This is a genomic window from uncultured Plantibacter sp., from assembly GCF_963518075.1.
Classification (GTDB): Bacteria; Actinomycetota; Actinomycetes; order Actinomycetales; family Microbacteriaceae; genus Plantibacter; species Plantibacter flavus_A.
On record NZ_CAUQHZ010000011.1, the window covers coordinates 79,806 to 95,863 of the forward strand.

The following is a 16,058-nucleotide window of genomic DNA, read 5'->3' on the forward strand; positions in this document are numbered from 1 at the left end:
CACGCTACACCGGTAACAGCGACAGCCCCGTCATCCTCTCGAGGATGGCGGGGCTGTTCCGTCGTGTCGGGACCCTTCGACAAGCTCAGGGACCGGGCGGGGTACGGCTCAGGGCGCGGAGGTGTCCGTGCCCTGGTCGTCCGAGACGGGCTCCGGCTTCCGCCGGGTCACGAGGAGCACGCCGATGCCGGCGATCAGGACGACGCCGATCGCGCCGACGATCCACCACACATCGCCGCTCAAGCCGCCGTCGGATGACGACTGCGGCTCGACACCGCCCGCCTCCGACGAGGGCTCGACCGTGGAGGCACCGCCCGTCGCGCACGCGGGCTTCGCGCTCCCCGTCGCGAGTTCCTGGCCCTCGGCCGGCGCCCACTCGAAGGTGTAGCTGCCCGACAGCGGGTGGCCGTCGGTCGAGACGAGCTGCCAGACGACGGTGTACTCGCCGGCTTGCCCGAGCTGCAGCGGCATGACGAGCGCCGGGCCGTTCACGGCTGCGCAGGCGGTGCCGTAGTACAGCCGCTCGTCACCGGGACCGGTCACCTGGATCTGGTTGGACTGGCCGGCGTCCCCGAGGTCGAGCAGGTTGTCGTTCGTCGTGATGACGAGCTGCTCCGGCTGCTCCGTGATCGTCGACCCCTCGGCCGGCGTCGTCGAGATGATGCTGTTGTGCGCTGAGGCCGGCTGGGCCACGGCGAGCACCGCTGCGACCGCGAGGAACGCGGTCGCAGCGGTGCCGACGAGACGGCGACGGCGGGAGACCGTCATCAGGCCTGGCGCTTCGCGTCGGACGCTGCGCGGCGTGCGGAGGCAGCGATGACGATGCCGGCGGCACCGACGACGAGACCGGCGATGCCGAGCACGCGGCCCAGCACGTCGGTGCTGCCGGCGTCGGTCGCGGCGGCGGCCTCGGTGTGGTCGCCGTCACCGTCGTCGTCCGTGGCGGCGCCACCGTGGTGGTCGCCGGCCTCGGCAGCGGTCACGACGACGACCGGCGCCGGCGACTCGAGGTCGTCCTCGGTCTGACCGTCCTTCGCGACGTCGGTCCAGTCGGTCTGGCCGACCTCGCAGGTCTGCGTCACCGGGAAGACGAGCGTCTTGCCCTCGGCGTCGGCCGGCAGCTGGACCTGGAAGGAGACGGTGTCGCGGTAGCCGTCGGCGAGCGGCGTCTTGGCCGTGTAGACGACCGTGCCGACACGCTCGGCGAGCTGCTCACCGTGGCTGTCGGTGATGGGCTTCGCGAGCGGGGCCATCTGCTTGTCGATGGTCCAGTTCGGGTTGACCGTCGGCGTCACGGCGTTGATCTCCTCGGGGATCTCGAAGGAGAGGCTCGTCGTGGGCGAGCCGTCGCAGCCGTGACCGACGGCGAAGCTCAGCACCGTGTAGGAGCCGGCGGCCGTGGAGGTCGGCGTGACGCTGACGTGGGCGCTGGCTGCCAGCGGTGCGCCGACCGCGAGGAGCGCTCCGGCGCCGATGGCGACGGCACCGAGTACGGCGGGCTTGCGGAAGGTGGGGCGGGGGGTGGTTGCGTTCATGATGGTCCTGTCGACTGATCCGCACGGCGTCGAGCGTGCGGAATGGGGATGGTCGCGCCGGATGGCGCGCCGAAGGGTGCTGCTGTGCTGGGCCGACCCGGCCACGCACGGCACCCGTCCCGGTCGGAGGGTGATGCGTCGGTCAGGCGGCGGCGAGCGCCGGCGGACCGCGGTGTCGCAGGTGGAGCAGGACCACCCCGAGGTTGCGGGGGCGACGGTTGACCCGGACCCAGCGCACCCGACGGGGCGCAGGGACGAGGTGGGTCGGTGCTGCACGGCGGGCGAGGATCCGGACGGTCAGCGCGGCGAGCGCGGCGAGCGTCGCGCGTTCGGCGAACAGGATGGCGGCGATGGTCGCGACGGCCGCGACGAGGTGCGCCGCCCACATCGTGGTGTCGCCGTGGGAGTGTGCCGTGGTGACGCCGCCGGTCGCGAGTTCGACGACCCCGTGCCGGTGCCAGTCGGCGGGGCCCGCCGCGCCGCCGGAGGCGACCGTGGCACTGACGGTGCTCGGGACGAGGGTGAAGAGCGCGTGGTAGCCGAGCTGACTCACGAGCACGGAGGCGACGACCCCGAGTGCGGTGATGCGGCGGCCGGCGAGGAGGACACAGACCAGGACGGCGAAGGTTCCACCGACCAGGAGCACGAACGCGGACGGCGCGGCGGCCCCACCGATCGTGTGCGAGAGGGCGGCGGCGAAGGTGGCGAACGCGGCTGCGGCGGTGCCGCGGGCGACACGGGCCCACCGTTCCGTCATGCGCTGCCTCCGGGAGAACGAGCGGACCAGGTGTCGACGCTCGTGCTCACAGCCTACCCGAGCGCCGCCCTTCGACAGGCTCAGGGACCGGGGAGAGGGTACTCAGGGACCGGGGAGGGGTGGTCAGGCCCCGGTGTCGGCGACGAACAGCAGCACGATCGAGGCGATGGAGCAGACGACGCCGATGCCGAAGGTCACGCCGAAGAGCAGCCGGAGCGCTCTCGTGTGATCGGCCGTCCGGCGGAAGCGTGCGCGCGACGGTTCCCGGCGGGCGTAGAAGACGTTCGGCTCCTCGGGGTCGCGGAGGGCGTCGATCTCCGCGTCCGTGACGGGTCGTGAGTACAGCTCGGCCGACTCGGTCATCCAGCGGACCTCGCGCCCCTGCCCGCCGTCCGCGTCGTCCGGCAGGTCCACGATGACCCCGTGCGTCTCCACCCAGCTGCCGTCCGCGGCCCGCGCGATGAGCATGACGATCAGCACGACGACGGCGCTGCCGAAGCCGATCCAGGTGAAGACCTCGAGGACGAGGCCGAGGAGATCGTGGGGGTCCACGATCACATGCTATCCGGCGGGCGGACCCACGACCCGGACGGCCTCCCTCAGACGGACTCGGGTCGCTTCTGTCGCATGGGCTCGGCCGGCTGGTCCGGACCGTTCCAGACGCCGATGATGCCCCACGCGACCGCGGCGATCGGGACGGCGAGGACCGCGCCGACGATGCCGCCGAGGATGGTGCCGGCGGTCAGGGCGAGGAGGACGACGAGGGCGTGCAGTTTGAGCGAGCGGGCCATGACGACGGGCTGGAGGAAGTTGCCCTCGAGCTGGTTCACGAGCACGACGATGCCGACGACGATGAGGGCGGCGACCGGACCGTTGGCGACGAGCGCGACGAGGGCCGCGAGGATGCCCGCGGCGGTCGCACCGACGATCGGGATGAAGGCGGTCAGGAACACGATGACGCTGAGCGGGAGGGCGAGGGGGACCCCGATGATCGCGAGGCCGATACCGATACCGATCGCGTCGACGGCCGCGATGGTCGCCGTGCCGCGCACGTACCCGCCGAGGGTGTCCACCGTCTTGCCGCCGATGCGCTTGGCACGGTCGTATGCGGTTCCGGTGAAGGGGCGGAGCAGGAACTCCCACAGCCGCGGCCCGTCCTTGAGGAAGAAGAACAGGACGACGACCATGAGCACCAGGCCGGTGAGGAAGCTCGCCGTCGCGGAGACACCGGCGAGCGCCCCGCTGCCGAACTGACTCGAGGTGAGGAAGTCGACCGCGGTCTGCTTGGCGTCCTCGATCTGCTTCTCGTCGATGTCGAACGGCAGGGTGCCGAGCCAGTCCTGCAGCTGACCGAAGCCCTTCGAGGCGGAGTCGACGAGGTCGTCCCATTGGCTGCGCACGGCCCAGACGATGAGCCACCCGATGCCGCCGAGGACGACGAGGATCGAGACGAGGGCGATCCAGGTGGCGAGGATCGACGGGAGCCCCTTCGACCGCATCCACCGCATGAGCGGGTAGATCGCCGAGGCGAGGATGAGTGCGATGACGACGGGGATCATCACGAGTGAGAGCTGGGTCAGCGCGAAGACGATCAGCGCGGCGACCGCGACGATGGCGAGCGTCTGGACACTCCGGGTCGCGAGCGTGCCGATGCGGTCGTGCCAGAGGCCGCGGGCGAGCGGCTCCGGTGCGTCCTCATGCTTGTCGAACAGGCCCATGGGATCCCCAATCTCGGCAGCGGCGGAGCCGGACGGGCCCCGCGCCCAGTCAACCACGTCGGTGCGGGCCGAGGTCAGGCCGAGCGGGAGTAGCGTTGTCCGTGATAAGGAGGCGCTCATGACGAGACTCGACGCCGACCCGGTCCCCAGCGTCTGCCACGCACCTGACGGATCCGGGACGAGACTCCTCGAGGCCCGCGAGGTCCCCCTGGGCGGCGTCCGCGGCCTGAGCGTCCACCGCACCCTCCCGCAGCGCGAGCTGCCGATGATCGGCGCCTGGTGTTTCCTCGACCGCTTCGACGAGGACCGCACGCTGATGCGCGTCCTGCCCCATCCGCACACCGGCCTGCAGACCGTGACGTGGCCACTGGTCGGCGACATCCGCCACCGCGACAGCGTGGGCAGCGACGTGGTCGTCCGCCCGGGCGAGCTCAACCTCATGACGAGCGGCCGCGGCGTGTCGCACTCCGAGTTCTCGGTGGGCGAGGAGGCGGCCGCCATGCACGGCCTCCAGCTGTGGGTGGCGCTCCCGGAGGCAGCCGCCTCGGTGCCGGCGGCGTTCGAGCAGCACACGGACCTGCCCGTCCACCGCGCTCCGGGACTGGAGGCGACCGTCCTCGTCGGCACGCTCGGCGGGGCGACGTCGACCGCGACCGTCCACTCGCCCCTGCTCGGTGCCGACGTGACGCTCGAGGCCGACACCGTCGTCGAGGTGCCGGTGGATCCGGCCTTCGAGCACGGCGTCCTGGTGCTCGACGGGGTGCTCGAGGTCGGCGGCGTCGAACTCGACTCGGGCCCGTTGCTCTACCTGGCGCCCGGGTGCGATCGCCTCGAGTTCCGGAGCGCGACCGGTGCCCGCTTCGTGCTCCTCGGAGGGACGCCGTTCCCGGAGGAGCTGGTCATGTGGTGGAACTTCGTCGGTCGCACTCACGAGGACATCGCGTCCGCCCGGGAGGACTGGGAGGCGGGGTCGCCGCGCTTCGGCTCGGTCGCCGGCCACGGCACGGACCGCATCCCGGCGCCGCCCTTGCCGAACGTCCGGCTGACCCCGCGCCGACGCTCGATCTGATCGCCCGGATCGGGTGCTCGGGACCCCGTTCCGAGCAGTGTCCGTCGGCGTCTCGACGGGCCGATAAAGGATAGGCTGTCCTCAGGAGATCGGCTGCTCGTGAAGGTGGGCTCATGCAACGTCTGAGTACGCGACTGCTGCTGACCTGCGCCGCCATCGGCGTCGGGGGCGGCCTCGTCTTCGTCGTCTCCGGGTACGTCGGCGGCACGATCTCCGCGACCGCACCCGTGCTCTACGGCCTCATCATCGGCGTGTACTTCCTGCCGGGCGTCGTCGCGCAGGCGCTCCTCCGACGTGGTGGCGTGGCCCTCATGACCGGGCTGACCGCAGGCCTCGTCTCGGCGGCGTTCAGCCCGCAGTGGTTCTTCCGCTACTTCGGCACCGGCCTCGCGATCGGGCTCCTGCAGGAGATCCCCTTCGCCGTGTCGCGCTACCGCGTCTGGAAGGCCTGGGTCTTCTACCTGGCTGCGGGCATCGCGGGACTCGTCTTCGGCGGCTCCGTGCTCGTCGTCCTCGGGATCGAGCACTTCGCGCCCCTCGCCCAGACGGTCTACATCGCGCTCTTCGTCCTGAGCCCGATCGCCTTCACCGCGCTCGGGCGGGCGGTCGCAGCGGCCCTCGCGAGAGCCGGTGTGGGGCGGTCCATCGCGAAACCGCTGCAGCGCGACCGCGGCTCGGCCGGCACGCGGGCCTGAGTGGACCCCGCACCGCCGACGCACCCCGCCACCGTTGTCCGGCGGGTGCGCATCCGTCACGACGAGCGCGAGGAGTGGACCCCGGACGACGTGTCGTTCCAGGTCGCACCCGGTGAGGTGGTCCTGCTGCTCGGGCCGAGCGGCTCGGGGAAGTCGACGCTCGCCCTAGCGCTCAACGGCCTCGTCCCCCACGCCGTCCCGGCCGAGTTCGAGGGTGCTGTGATCACCGGCGGGCTCGACACGGCCACCTCGACGGTCGCGCAGCTGAGCGAGCACGTGGCGATGGTGTTCCAGGACCCCGACGCGCAGATCGTCACCGGAACGGTCCTCGACGAGGTGTGCTTCGGCCCGGAGAACCTCCTGCTCCCCGTCGAGGAGGTGCTGTCCCGCGCCGAACGGGCGCTCCGGCAGGTCGGGCTCTGGGAGCGCCGGACCGAGAACCCCGACCGGCTCTCGGGCGGCGGCCGACAGCGACTCGCGATCGCCTGCGCCCTGGCGATGGGGAGCGACCTCCTCGTCCTCGACGAACCGACGGCGAACCTCGATCCGGCCGGGATCGAGGAGGTCTACGCCGCCCTCCGCTCACTCGTCTCCGGCCCCGACGACGCCGGGAAGCGGCACGCGATCCTGCTCGTCGAGCACAACCTCGACGCCGCCATCGACCTCGTCGACCGGGTCGTCGTCCTCGATCGTGACGGGCGGCTCGCCTTCGACGGCCCGACCCGCGACGTCCTGCTCGGACACCTCGACGAGCTCCTCGCCATGGGCGTCTGGCTCCCCGTCGCGACGCTCGCCGCGCTGCGTCTGCGGTCGGCCGGTGTCACGTTGCCGGACCTCCCCCTGACACCCGCCGAGCTGACCGCCGCACTCGATGCGACCGCACTGCCGGCGCCGCCGGCGGCACCCGTCGCCCCGATCACCGCCGAGCGGTCGGTCGCGGTCCGCGTCGACCGGCTCAGCGTCGAACGCGGTCGGGGCCGCCGGCGCACCCCGGTCCTCCACGAGGTGAGCCTCGAGGTCGCTGCGGGCGACTTCCTGGCCGTGATCGGGACGAACGGCGCCGGCAAGACGACGCTGCTCCAGGCGATCGCCGGGGTGGTCCGGCCTCCCCGCGGCCGCATCGGCGTCGGCGGGATCGACCCGGGGCGCAGCGACGTCCGGACGATCGCGGCGCACATCGGCTTCGTCTTCCAGAACCCCGAGCACCAGTTCATCGCCCACACCGTCCACGACGAACTCGCGCACGGCCTGCGGATCCGGGGCGTCGACGACACCGGGATCGAGCGGCGCGTCGACGACCTGCTGCGGCGGTTCGGCCTGGAATCCGCTCGCGACGTGCACCCGTTCCTCCTGTCGGGCGGCCAGAAGCGCCGGCTGTCCGTCGGGAGCGCCCTCATCGCCGGAGCTCCGGTGCTCGCGCTCGACGAACCGACCTTCGGTCAGGACCGGGCGCGGGCGAACGAGCTCCTGGACCTCCTCGCCGGCCTCAACGCGCAGGGCACCACGGTCCTCGTCGTGACCCACGACCTCCAACTCGTCGCCGATCACGCGAGTCACGTCGCGGTCATGGCCGGCGGTCGCCTGCTCGCCCACGACACGACCGCCGCGGTCCTCGGCGACGACGAGCTCCTGCGCCGCGCGGGGCTCCGGCCACCGCCGCTCGCCCAGGCGATGCGCTCGCTGGCGAACCACCCCGACTGGCGGCACGTGTCGAGACTCGACGACCTGCCCGGGGCGGCCGCCCGATGAGCGCCACGACGATCGACCCGTACGCGTCGAGCACGGCACCGGCCGGTCGATTCCTGTACCGGTTGAACCCGCTCGCGAAGCTCGGTGCTCCGCTCCCGGTGATGATCCTGCTGGCGTTCACGAGGGACCCGGTCACGCCCGCGCTCTTCATCGCCCTCGCGGTCGTCGTCATCCTCGTCGGAGCCAGCCTGACGCGGACGGTCGCCCTCCTGCTCTTCGTGGCGCTGCCGCTCATCGTCGCGATCATGTCGTTCAGCTTCGGCCTGTGGACCGACCCGAGCCGCGTCGACCAGTCCGTCCTGCTGTTCCAGGTCGGCGACTACCGGTTCTTCCTCGGGGCGCTGCTCGTCGGCCTCGCGACGGCCCTGCGGCTCGCGGCCCTCCTCGTCCTCGCCTGCATCGGCGGCCTCACCTCGACCGGCCCGGAGTTCGTCCGCGCGATGATCCAGCAGCTGCACGTGCCCTACCGGATCGGGTACACGGCGCTCGCCGCCTACCGGTTCGTGCCGCGGTTCGGGCACGAGCTGGAGGTCATCCGTTCCGCCCATCGCGTCCGCGGCATGGCCGAGGGTCGCGGACCGATCGCCGCGGTCCGCCGCGCCGCCGGTACCGTCGTGCCGCTGCTGGCCGGCGCCATCCGTCACGCGGAGCGGGTCGCGCTCGCCATGGACTCCCGCGCGTTCGGTGCCCATCCGCAGCGCACGGAGCGGACCCGCACCCCCTTCCGCACCCGCGACTGGTGCTTCATGGTCGCCTTCTGGCTCGTGAGCGCCGCCCTCCTCTGGTGGAGCCTCGCCGCCGGTCCGGGTCCCGTCGCCCGGAACTGATCGTCCGGAGTCACCCTCATGACTCGAACATATGTTCTAATGGAGGCATGCGGTGGAGCGGTCAGGAACTCGGGGTTGAGACGACGTCGGCGCTGCCGGGCCTCGCGAAGCTGAACAATCTGGTGCGCAGCGTCCAGACGCCGGAGTTCGCCGGGATCACCTTCCACGAGGTGCTCGCGAAGTCCGCCCTCAACCGCGTACCCGGTCAGTCCGTGATGCCCTTCGGGTGGACCATCAACCCCTATCGGGGCTGCTCGCATGCCTGCGTGTACTGCTTCGCCCGACCGACGCATTCGTATCTGGACCTCGACGCCGGGAAGGACTTCGACTCGCAGCTCATCGTCAAGGTGAACGTCGCCGAGGTCCTCGAGAAGGAGCTCGCGAAGGCGAGCTGGGGCAGGCACCCGGTGGCGCTCGGCACGAACACCGACCCGTATCAGCGCGCCGAGGGCAAGTACCGGCTCATGCCGGGGATCATCAACGCCCTCGCCGACTCGGGGACCCCGTTCTCGATCCTGACGAAGGGCACGCTGCTCCGGCGAGACCTGCCCCTCCTGGCCGAGGTCGCTCAACGCGTACCGGTCGACCTCGCCATGTCGATCGCCATCTACGACGACGAGCTCCAGCAGTCGATCGAACCCGGCACCCCGACGGCGGCGGCCAGACTCGCGACCGTCCGCGCTGCTGCCGACCTCGGCTTCGACGTCGGGGTCTTCATGATGCCGATCCTCCCCTACCTGACCGACACCGTCGACCACCTCGACCTCGCCCTGTCGCGCATCCGCGAGGCCGGCGCGAGCACCGTCCTCTTCTCGACCCTGTACCTGAAAGCCGGCGTCAAACCCTGGTTCATGCAGTGGCTGTCGCGGCAGCACCCCGAGCTCGTCGACCGCTACACCGCGATGTACGCCGACGGCGCCTACGCCCCGAAGGAGTACCGGAAGTGGCTCGCCGCGCGCATCCGCCCGATGATCCGCGAGCACGGGCTCGAGCGCGGCACCGAAGACCCCGCCACCGGGGGCGTCCGCTCGTCGGCGCTCGGCATGTTGCGCGACGGGTACGGCGAGCGGGCCGAGCTGCGCAGGCGCGCCCCGGAGTTCGTCACGACCGGCCTGCAGGTCCAGCCGACCCTCTTCTGACCCCGCTCGTTCGCCCATTCTCGGGCGAACGAGGACTCCCTCGCCCAAGAATGGGCGAACGAACCGGCGTCAGGCGTCGGGGATGAGCCGCTTGCTGAGCAGCGCGACCTCGTCGGTGCCGTACCCGAGCGCCTCGTAGAAGCCGATCACCCGGTCGTTGCCCGTCCTGACCATGAGGTTGATCTTCGGGCACCCGAGTTCGGTGAGCAGGCGTTCGGCCTCGGTCATGAGCTGCCGTCCGAGCCCGTCGCCCTGCTGGGCCGGCGACACCGCCAGGTAGTGCACCCAACCGCGGTGGCCGTCGTACCCCACCATCGCGGTGCCGACGAGGGCGCCGTCGGCATCCGCCGCGACGAGGAACAGCTCGGGCTGCGTCGTCGACTTGCGCTCGATGTCCTTCGCCGGGTCGTTCCACGGTCGGGTGAGCCCGACGGTGTGCCAGAGGGCGATGACGGCCTCGGTGTCGGACGGCGTGAAGGGACGGATCTGCATCAACCCAGTCTTCCGCACACGCGGCGTCGATACAGTTGGTCACCCGAGCATCGACGAACGGACCCGTATGAGCATCGACCCTGGCCTGGAACCGACCGGCGAACCGATCCCAGCGTCTGACGGATCGACACCGGTCACCATCGCCACCGGCAGCGGCCCGATCACCGGGCGCACCGAAGCGGGTGTCTCCCGATTCCTCGGTATCCCGTACGCGGCAGCTCCGTTCGGTGACGACCGCTTCCGACTCCCCCAGCCGGTCGTGCCCTGGGACGACCCCCGCGATGCCACCCGTCCCGGTGCGACCGCCCCGCAGCCGCCCTACGCCGGCGCGGTCGGCGAGCTGCTCGCCACCGTGACGGTGCCGGGCAATGAGATCCTGAACCTCAACATCTGGACCCCGGCCGAGCGGTCCGACACCCCGCTCCCGGTCATGGTGTGGATCCACGGCGGCTCGCTCGTACACGGCTCCAACGCACTCGACTCGTACGACGGCACTGCGTTCGCGCGCGACGGCGTCGTCCTCGTCTCCGTCAACTACCGCCTCGGGTCCGAGGGGTTCTCGGTGCTCGACGACGTCCCGCTGAACCTCGGTCTCGCCGACCAACTCGCCGCGTTGACGTGGGTGCAGGACGAGATCGCCCGCTTCGGCGGTGACCCCGACAACGTCACCGTCTTCGGAGAGTCCGCTGGCGGGGCCTCGGTCGCCGCACTCCTCGCGCACCCGGACGCCTCGTCCGTGATGCGACGGGCGATCATCCAGAGCGGCCCGCTGCGATCGGAACCCCGAGAGCGCTCCGGCCGGATCTCGAAGCTCATGGGCAAGGACCTCGGCGTCCCGACCACCCGAGCCGGCTTCCGCCGCGTGCCGCCGGAAGGACTCGTCGGGGCCCAGGAACGGGTGATGGGCGGAGGCAACCCGCTGACCGGCGGTCCGGGGTTCTCGATCACGACGTCGTCACCACTCGCGCCGCTGAGTCCGCTGGACGCCCTGGTGTCGGGCGGCTCCGCCGACATCCCCGTGCTCATCGGGACGACGACGGAGGAGCACCGCCTGTTCCTCGTCCCGACCGGTATCTCCCGGCGGATCACCCGTCTCCAGCTGTTCGCGGCTCGACTGCGCTTCGGGGTCAGTGCCTCGGCCGTGCGCACCTTCCGCCGCAACCGCCCGAAAGCGAAGTCCGGCGAGATCCTCGGGGCGATCGCCACCGACATCCTGCTCCGCGTCCCGCTCAATCAACTGGCGGACGCACGCGCCGACAACGGCTCGGACACCTGGGTGTACGAGTTCGCCTGGCGGAGCCCGGTCGGCGGGGACGGCGAAGGTGAGCTCGGTGCGGCCCACGCGATGGAGATCGGCTTCGTCTTCGACCACCTCGACTCCCCGGAGGCCGTCCGGATGGCCGGCCGCTCGGCCCCGCAGTCGCTCGCGACCGCGATGCACGACGCCTGGGTCGCGTTCGCGAAGGCAGGCGACCCGGGCTGGCAGCGCTGGGACGCCACCCGCCCGGTCCGGACCTTCGACGGGGTCGACGACGCCGTCGTCCTCGCGCCGCGCGACGACGAGCGGGCGGCCCTCACCCCCTGACACGCGAGAACGCCCGCCGAGCGTGAGCTCGGCGGGCGTTTCTGCTGCGGTGCGGACTACGCGGTGGCGATGTCCTCGACGAGCTGGTCGCCGGGGGCGGCGTCGTCGAACGCGGCCTCGATCTCAGCGCGGTCGAGCAGTTCGGTCATCCGGCGGCGACGGGCCTTGGGGATGATCGTGACGACGCGACCGATCTTGCCGGCACGACCGGTGCGGCCGGCGCGGTGCAGGTACGTCTTGTACTCGTCCGGGGCGTCGGCCTGCACGACGAGCGTGATGTCGTCGACGTGGATGCCGCGGGCGGCGACGTCGGTGGCGACGAGCACGTTGACCCGACCCGAGGTGAGCTTCTCCAGGTTGCGCGTGCGGCGCGCCTGGTTGAGGTCGCCGTGGAGCGAGACGGCGGGGATGCCCGCCATGCCGAGCTGCTCCGCGAGACGCTCGGCGTACGCCCGGGTGCGGGCGAACACGAGGGTCTTCTCGGTGCGGTTGACGAGCTCCTCGATGAGGCGGTCCTTGCCCTTGTGCTCGACCACCAGCACGCGGTGGTCGATGGTGGAGGACGCCTGGTCCTCACCGGCGACCTCGTGCACCGACGGGTTCGGGAGGAACTCGTTGACGAGGGCGGCGACACCCTTGTCGAGGGTGGCGGAGAAGAGGAGCTTCTGGCCGTCGGGCGCGGTGCGACGCAGGATGCGCTGCACGGGCTCGAGGAAGCCGAGGTCGCACATGTGGTCGGCCTCGTCGAGGACGGTCACGGTGACCTGCGAGAGGTCGAGGCGACCCTGCTCGATGAGGTCCTCGATGCGACCGGGCGTGCCGACGATGATGTCGACGCCGCGCTGCAGTGCGCCGACCTGGCGACCCTGCGGGACACCGCCGTAGATCTGCGTGGTGAAGAGGCCGACGGCGCGCGCGATGGGCTGCACGGTGCGGTCGATCTGCAGGGCGAGCTCACGCGTCGGGGCGAGGATGAGGGCGCGGGGCTTGCGACCCGGCTTGCGGTTCTTGCCGCCGCCGTTCTCCATGAGCTTCTCGACGAGCGGGGCACCGAAGGCGATGGTCTTGCCGGAGCCGGTGCGGCCACGTCCGAGCACGTCGCGGCCCGCGATGACATCCGGGATGGTCGCCGCCTGGATCGGGAACGGGCTGTCGGCGCCGAGCTCGGCGAGCGCACGGACGATGTTGCCGCCGAGGCCGAGGCTCTCGAAGGTCACACCCTCGACGTCGCCGGCCTGGATCGCGTCGGCCTCGAGGCGCTCGAGCACCACGTCGTCCTGGGGCGTGTAGGAGCCGGCGTCGCGCTTCGGGTAGTAGTCGCTGCCACGGCCGGCGTCCGACGCGCCGCGGTCGTCGAACGAGCGCTTCGGGCGGTCGTCGAAGGACCGCTTGGGGCGGTCGTCGAAGGACCGCTTGGGGCGGTCGTCGTACGAACGCGCCGGACGCTCCTCGAAGGACCGCTTGGGGCGGTCGTCGTACGAACGCGCGGGGCGGTCGGTGCGGTTCGCCTGACGCGGGTCACCCTGGCGAGCTGGGCGGTCCCCGTAGGACGGACGCTCGGTGCGGTCGCCGTAGGAGGGACGCTCCGTGCGCTCACCCCGGTTGTAGGCCGGGCGCTCGTTGCGGTCGCCACCACGGTTGTACGCCGGACGCTCGTTCCGGTCACCATCACGGTTGTACGCAGGACGGTCGTTCCGGTCGCCGTACGAGGGACGCTCGGACCGCTCGCCACGGTTGTACGCCGGACGCTCGTTCCGGTCACCGTACGACGGACGCTCAGTCCGCTCACCACGGTTGTGCGCCGGACGCTCGTTCCGGTCGCCGTAGGACGGACGCTCAGTCCGCTCGCCACGGTTGTACGCGGGGCGCTCATTGCGGTCGCCACCGCGGTTGTACGACGGGCGCTCATTGCGGTCGCCGTACGACGGACGCTCAGTCCGCTCACCACGGTTGTACGCAGGACGCTCGTTCCGGTCGCCACCACGGTTGTACGCAGGACGCTCGTTCCGGTCGCCACCACGGTTGTACGCAGGACGCTCGTTGCGGTCGCCACCACGGTTGTACGAGGGGCGCTCGTTGCGGTCGCCGCGGGGTGCGCGGTCGCCGCGCTCCTCCGATTCGAAGCGGGCGGCGCGCTCGGCACGCTCGTCTGCGTTCCAGCGAGACTTCTGCGGCGCTCCACCGGCGTCGGGACGGTAGCCGCGGTGGCCTTCGCTCTTGCTGCCGGACTTCGCGCCGGGGCGTGAGCCGAAGGGCCGCTTGTTCTCGCCGTACTTGGACTTGGGGTCGAAGTTCTTGGCCGGGCGTTTGCCGGCGGGGGTGTTGTTCTTGGGCATGGAGAAATGCTTTCCGGGTTATAACTCGTTCGCATGAACAACCTGCATGACTCACACAGCGCCATCCGAAACCTCGGCTGCGCTGCGGCATGCTCATACCCGGGCGATCACTGGCCGGGGCCGTCCACATCATGTGTGTGTTCGCGGAGTTCTCTCCGACGAAACCGGCCCACCAGACTGACATAACCCTCCGCGGTACAAACGCGGTGTCTCGAGCCGACTCACCTACGTTACCCGATCCCTCCTGAGAAGTCACGGAGCATCGCTCCCAGGCACGCGCACGGCGGCGTGGCAGCATGGGTGCATGCCCAGCCCCATCGAGGATTACGCCCTGATCGGCGATTGCCACACCGCCGCGCTCGTCTCGTCGGAAGGCAGCATCGACTGGCTGTGCCTCCCCCGGTTCGACTCGCCCTCGATGTTCGGTGCGCTGCTCGGCACCGAGGACCACGGATGCTGGACGGTCCGGCCCGCCGACGCGCGGGCGACGGCGAGCCGCGCCTACCTGGACGACACCTTCGTCCTCGAGACCGTCTGGACGACCCCCGACGGCCAGGTGCGCGTGACCGACCTCATGCCCCACGGCGACCGCCGGGCGGATGTGGTCCGCCGGGTCGAAGGACTCAGCGGCACCGTCGCGGTCGACGTCGAGGTGCGCCTCCGCTTCGGGTACGCCGACGCGATCCCCTGGGTGCGGCAGCTCCCGGATGGATCCGGGATCGTCGCGGTCGCCGGCCCCGATGCCGTCGTGGTCCGCGGCGTGCACCTGACGGCCTCCGATCACGCCCACTCGGCGACCGTCGAGGTGTCCGCGGGCGACACCGTCGACCTCACCCTCACCTGGTACCCCTCGCACCGCGAAGTGCCGGACCCGGTCGACGTCGGTCAGCGGATCGACCACACGATCGCCTGGTGGCGCGACTGGGCGTCCCGCTGCGATCCCGCGGCCGAGTACGAGGAGGCGGTCGTGCGGTCGCTGCTCGTCCTCCGCGCCCTCACGCACGAGGACACCGGCGGCATCGTCGCAGCCGCGACCACGAGCCTGCCGGAGTCGTTCGGGGGCGTCCGCAACTGGGACTACCGCTACGTCTGGTTGCGCGACGCCTCGCTGACCCTCGAAGCCCTCATGCAGCACGGCTTCACCGAGGAGGCGCACGATTGGCGCAGGTGGCTCCTCCGGGCTATCGCCGGTGATCCGAACGATCTGCAGATCATGTACGGCCTCGCGGGCGAACGCCACCTCGTGGAGGAGGAGCTCGACAGCCTCCCCGGCTACCTCGGTGCCGCCCCGGTGCGCGTCGGCAACGGCGCCTACACGCAGTACCAGGGCGACGTCTTCGGGTCCGTGATGATCGCCCTCGACGAGGCACGCGCGGTCGGTCTCGCGGACGACGACTTCTCGTGGAGCCTCCAGCGCGCCCTGCTCGGCGTCCTCGAGGAGCACTGGAACCGCCCCGACCGTGGCATCTGGGAGGTACGGGGCGACGAGCAGCACTTCACCCACTCGCGCGCCATGATCTGGGCGGCGCTCGACCGCGGCGTCCGCGCGGTCCGCGAGCACGGCCTGGACGGGCCCGTCGAACGCTGGGAGGCCCTGCGCGAGACGCTCCGCGAGACGATCGAGCGCGAGAACGTCGACCACGCACGCGGGTGCTACGTCCAGCACGCCGGGACGACCGAGGTCGACGCGTCCCTGCTCGTCCTCGCGCAGATCGGCTACGTGGCGCCCGACGACCCGCGCATGCTCGCGACGGTGGCCGCCATCGAGGAGGACCTCCTCCAGGACGGTCTCCTCCTGCGCTACCGCACCACGAGCGGGGTCGACGGTCTGCCGGGCGATGAACACCCGTTCCTCGCGTGCTCGTTCTGGCTCGTGCAGCAGTACGCGGCCTCGGGCCGACTCGACGACGCCCGCGAGCTGATGGACCGGCTGCTGTCCTTCCGCAACGACCTGGGCCTGCTGTCCGAGGAGTACGACGTGCAGCAGGCGCGGCAGGTCGGCAACACCCCGCAGGCGCTCTCGCACCTCACCCTCGTCCGAGCCGCCGATGCCATCGCCGCAGCCGCAGCCACCCCCGCCAGCCCGCGAACTGTCACCAACGGCTAGTCCGGGGCCACAGAACTGACCTCAAGTGACAGTTCGCGGGCAGGTGGGG

The 16,058-nt window shown here is 71.3% G+C and carries 14 protein-coding genes; 7 read left to right on the top strand and 7 right to left on the bottom strand.

All coding sequences use genetic code 11. The features are described from left to right. Positions 1–108 precede the first annotated feature (108 nt). From RWN05_RS13495 to RWN05_RS13515, 5 genes are all read right to left on the bottom strand, one after another. On the bottom strand, positions 109–768 hold the full coding sequence (locus tag RWN05_RS13495) for a copper resistance CopC family protein (protein ID WP_064294246.1): 660 nt from the start codon (positions 766–768) through the stop codon (positions 109–111). Then, positions 768–1,535 (bottom strand): YcnI family protein, encoded by a 768-nt coding sequence (locus RWN05_RS13500; RefSeq protein WP_064294245.1) that lies wholly within the window; start codon positions 1,533–1,535, stop codon positions 768–770. The genes RWN05_RS13495 and RWN05_RS13500 overlap by 1 nt, the downstream gene beginning before the upstream one ends. Positions 1,536–1,677: 142 nt before the next feature. Further along, positions 1,678–2,292: a hypothetical protein gene (locus tag RWN05_RS13505; protein ID WP_064294244.1), complete on the bottom strand. Its 615-nt coding sequence runs from the start codon at positions 2,290–2,292 to the stop codon at positions 1,678–1,680. A 123-nt stretch (positions 2,293–2,415) separates the two neighbouring features. Then, positions 2,416–2,844: a DUF3592 domain-containing protein gene (locus RWN05_RS13510; protein ID WP_139205341.1), complete on the bottom strand. Its 429-nt coding sequence runs from the start codon at positions 2,842–2,844 to the stop codon at positions 2,416–2,418. 47 nt (positions 2,845–2,891) lie between these two features. Continuing rightward, complete coding sequence (locus RWN05_RS13515) at positions 2,892–4,010, bottom strand: AI-2E family transporter (protein ID WP_071259781.1); 1,119 nt, start codon at positions 4,008–4,010, stop codon at positions 2,892–2,894. Positions 4,011–4,128: 118 nt separating this feature from the next. On the opposite strand from RWN05_RS13515, the gene RWN05_RS13520 reads away from it, so the two are divergent. From RWN05_RS13520 to RWN05_RS13540, 5 genes are all read left to right on the top strand, one after another. Next, a complete protein-coding gene (locus RWN05_RS13520; RefSeq protein ID WP_314139883.1) occupies positions 4,129–5,079 on the top strand; it encodes a pirin family protein in 951 nt (316 codons plus the stop codon). A gap of 113 nt (positions 5,080–5,192) precedes the next feature. Further along, positions 5,193–5,774, top strand: a complete 582-nt coding sequence (locus tag RWN05_RS13525; RefSeq protein WP_064294240.1) for an ECF transporter S component — start codon at positions 5,193–5,195, stop codon at positions 5,772–5,774. A 45-nt stretch (positions 5,775–5,819) separates the two neighbouring features. After that, positions 5,820–7,523 (top strand): ATP-binding cassette domain-containing protein, encoded by a 1,704-nt coding sequence (locus RWN05_RS13530; protein WP_314139885.1) that lies wholly within the window; start codon positions 5,820–5,822, stop codon positions 7,521–7,523. After that, positions 7,520–8,350 (top strand): energy-coupling factor transporter transmembrane component T, encoded by an 831-nt coding sequence (locus RWN05_RS13535; protein ID WP_314139887.1) that lies wholly within the window; start codon positions 7,520–7,522, stop codon positions 8,348–8,350. Before RWN05_RS13530 ends, RWN05_RS13535 begins: the two co-directional genes overlap by 4 nt. A gap of 47 nt (positions 8,351–8,397) precedes the next feature. Beyond that, on the top strand, positions 8,398–9,489 hold the full coding sequence (locus RWN05_RS13540) for an Rv2578c family radical SAM protein (protein ID WP_314139889.1): 1,092 nt from the start codon (positions 8,398–8,400) through the stop codon (positions 9,487–9,489). Between the two features lie 69 nt (positions 9,490–9,558). On the opposite strand, the gene RWN05_RS13545 is transcribed toward RWN05_RS13540, so the two are convergent. Then, complete coding sequence (locus tag RWN05_RS13545) at positions 9,559–9,981, bottom strand: GNAT family acetyltransferase (RefSeq protein WP_314139890.1); 423 nt, start codon at positions 9,979–9,981, stop codon at positions 9,559–9,561. Positions 9,982–10,048: 67 nt separating this feature from the next. Between RWN05_RS13545 and RWN05_RS13550 the strand changes: the two genes are divergently transcribed. Then, entirely contained in the window at positions 10,049–11,566 is a 1,518-nt protein-coding gene (locus RWN05_RS13550) for a carboxylesterase family protein (protein WP_314139891.1), read from the top strand. 56 nt (positions 11,567–11,622) lie between these two features. On the opposite strand, the gene RWN05_RS13555 is transcribed toward RWN05_RS13550, so the two are convergent. After that, positions 11,623–13,902, bottom strand: a complete 2,280-nt coding sequence (locus RWN05_RS13555) for a DEAD/DEAH box helicase (protein WP_314139893.1) — start codon at positions 13,900–13,902, stop codon at positions 11,623–11,625. A 244-nt stretch (positions 13,903–14,146) separates the two neighbouring features. On the opposite strand from RWN05_RS13555, the gene RWN05_RS13560 reads away from it, so the two are divergent. Then, on the top strand, positions 14,147–16,009 hold the full coding sequence (locus RWN05_RS13560; protein ID WP_314139956.1) for a glycoside hydrolase family 15 protein: 1,863 nt from the start codon (positions 14,147–14,149) through the stop codon (positions 16,007–16,009). The last annotated feature ends 49 nt before the right edge of the window (positions 16,010–16,058 follow it).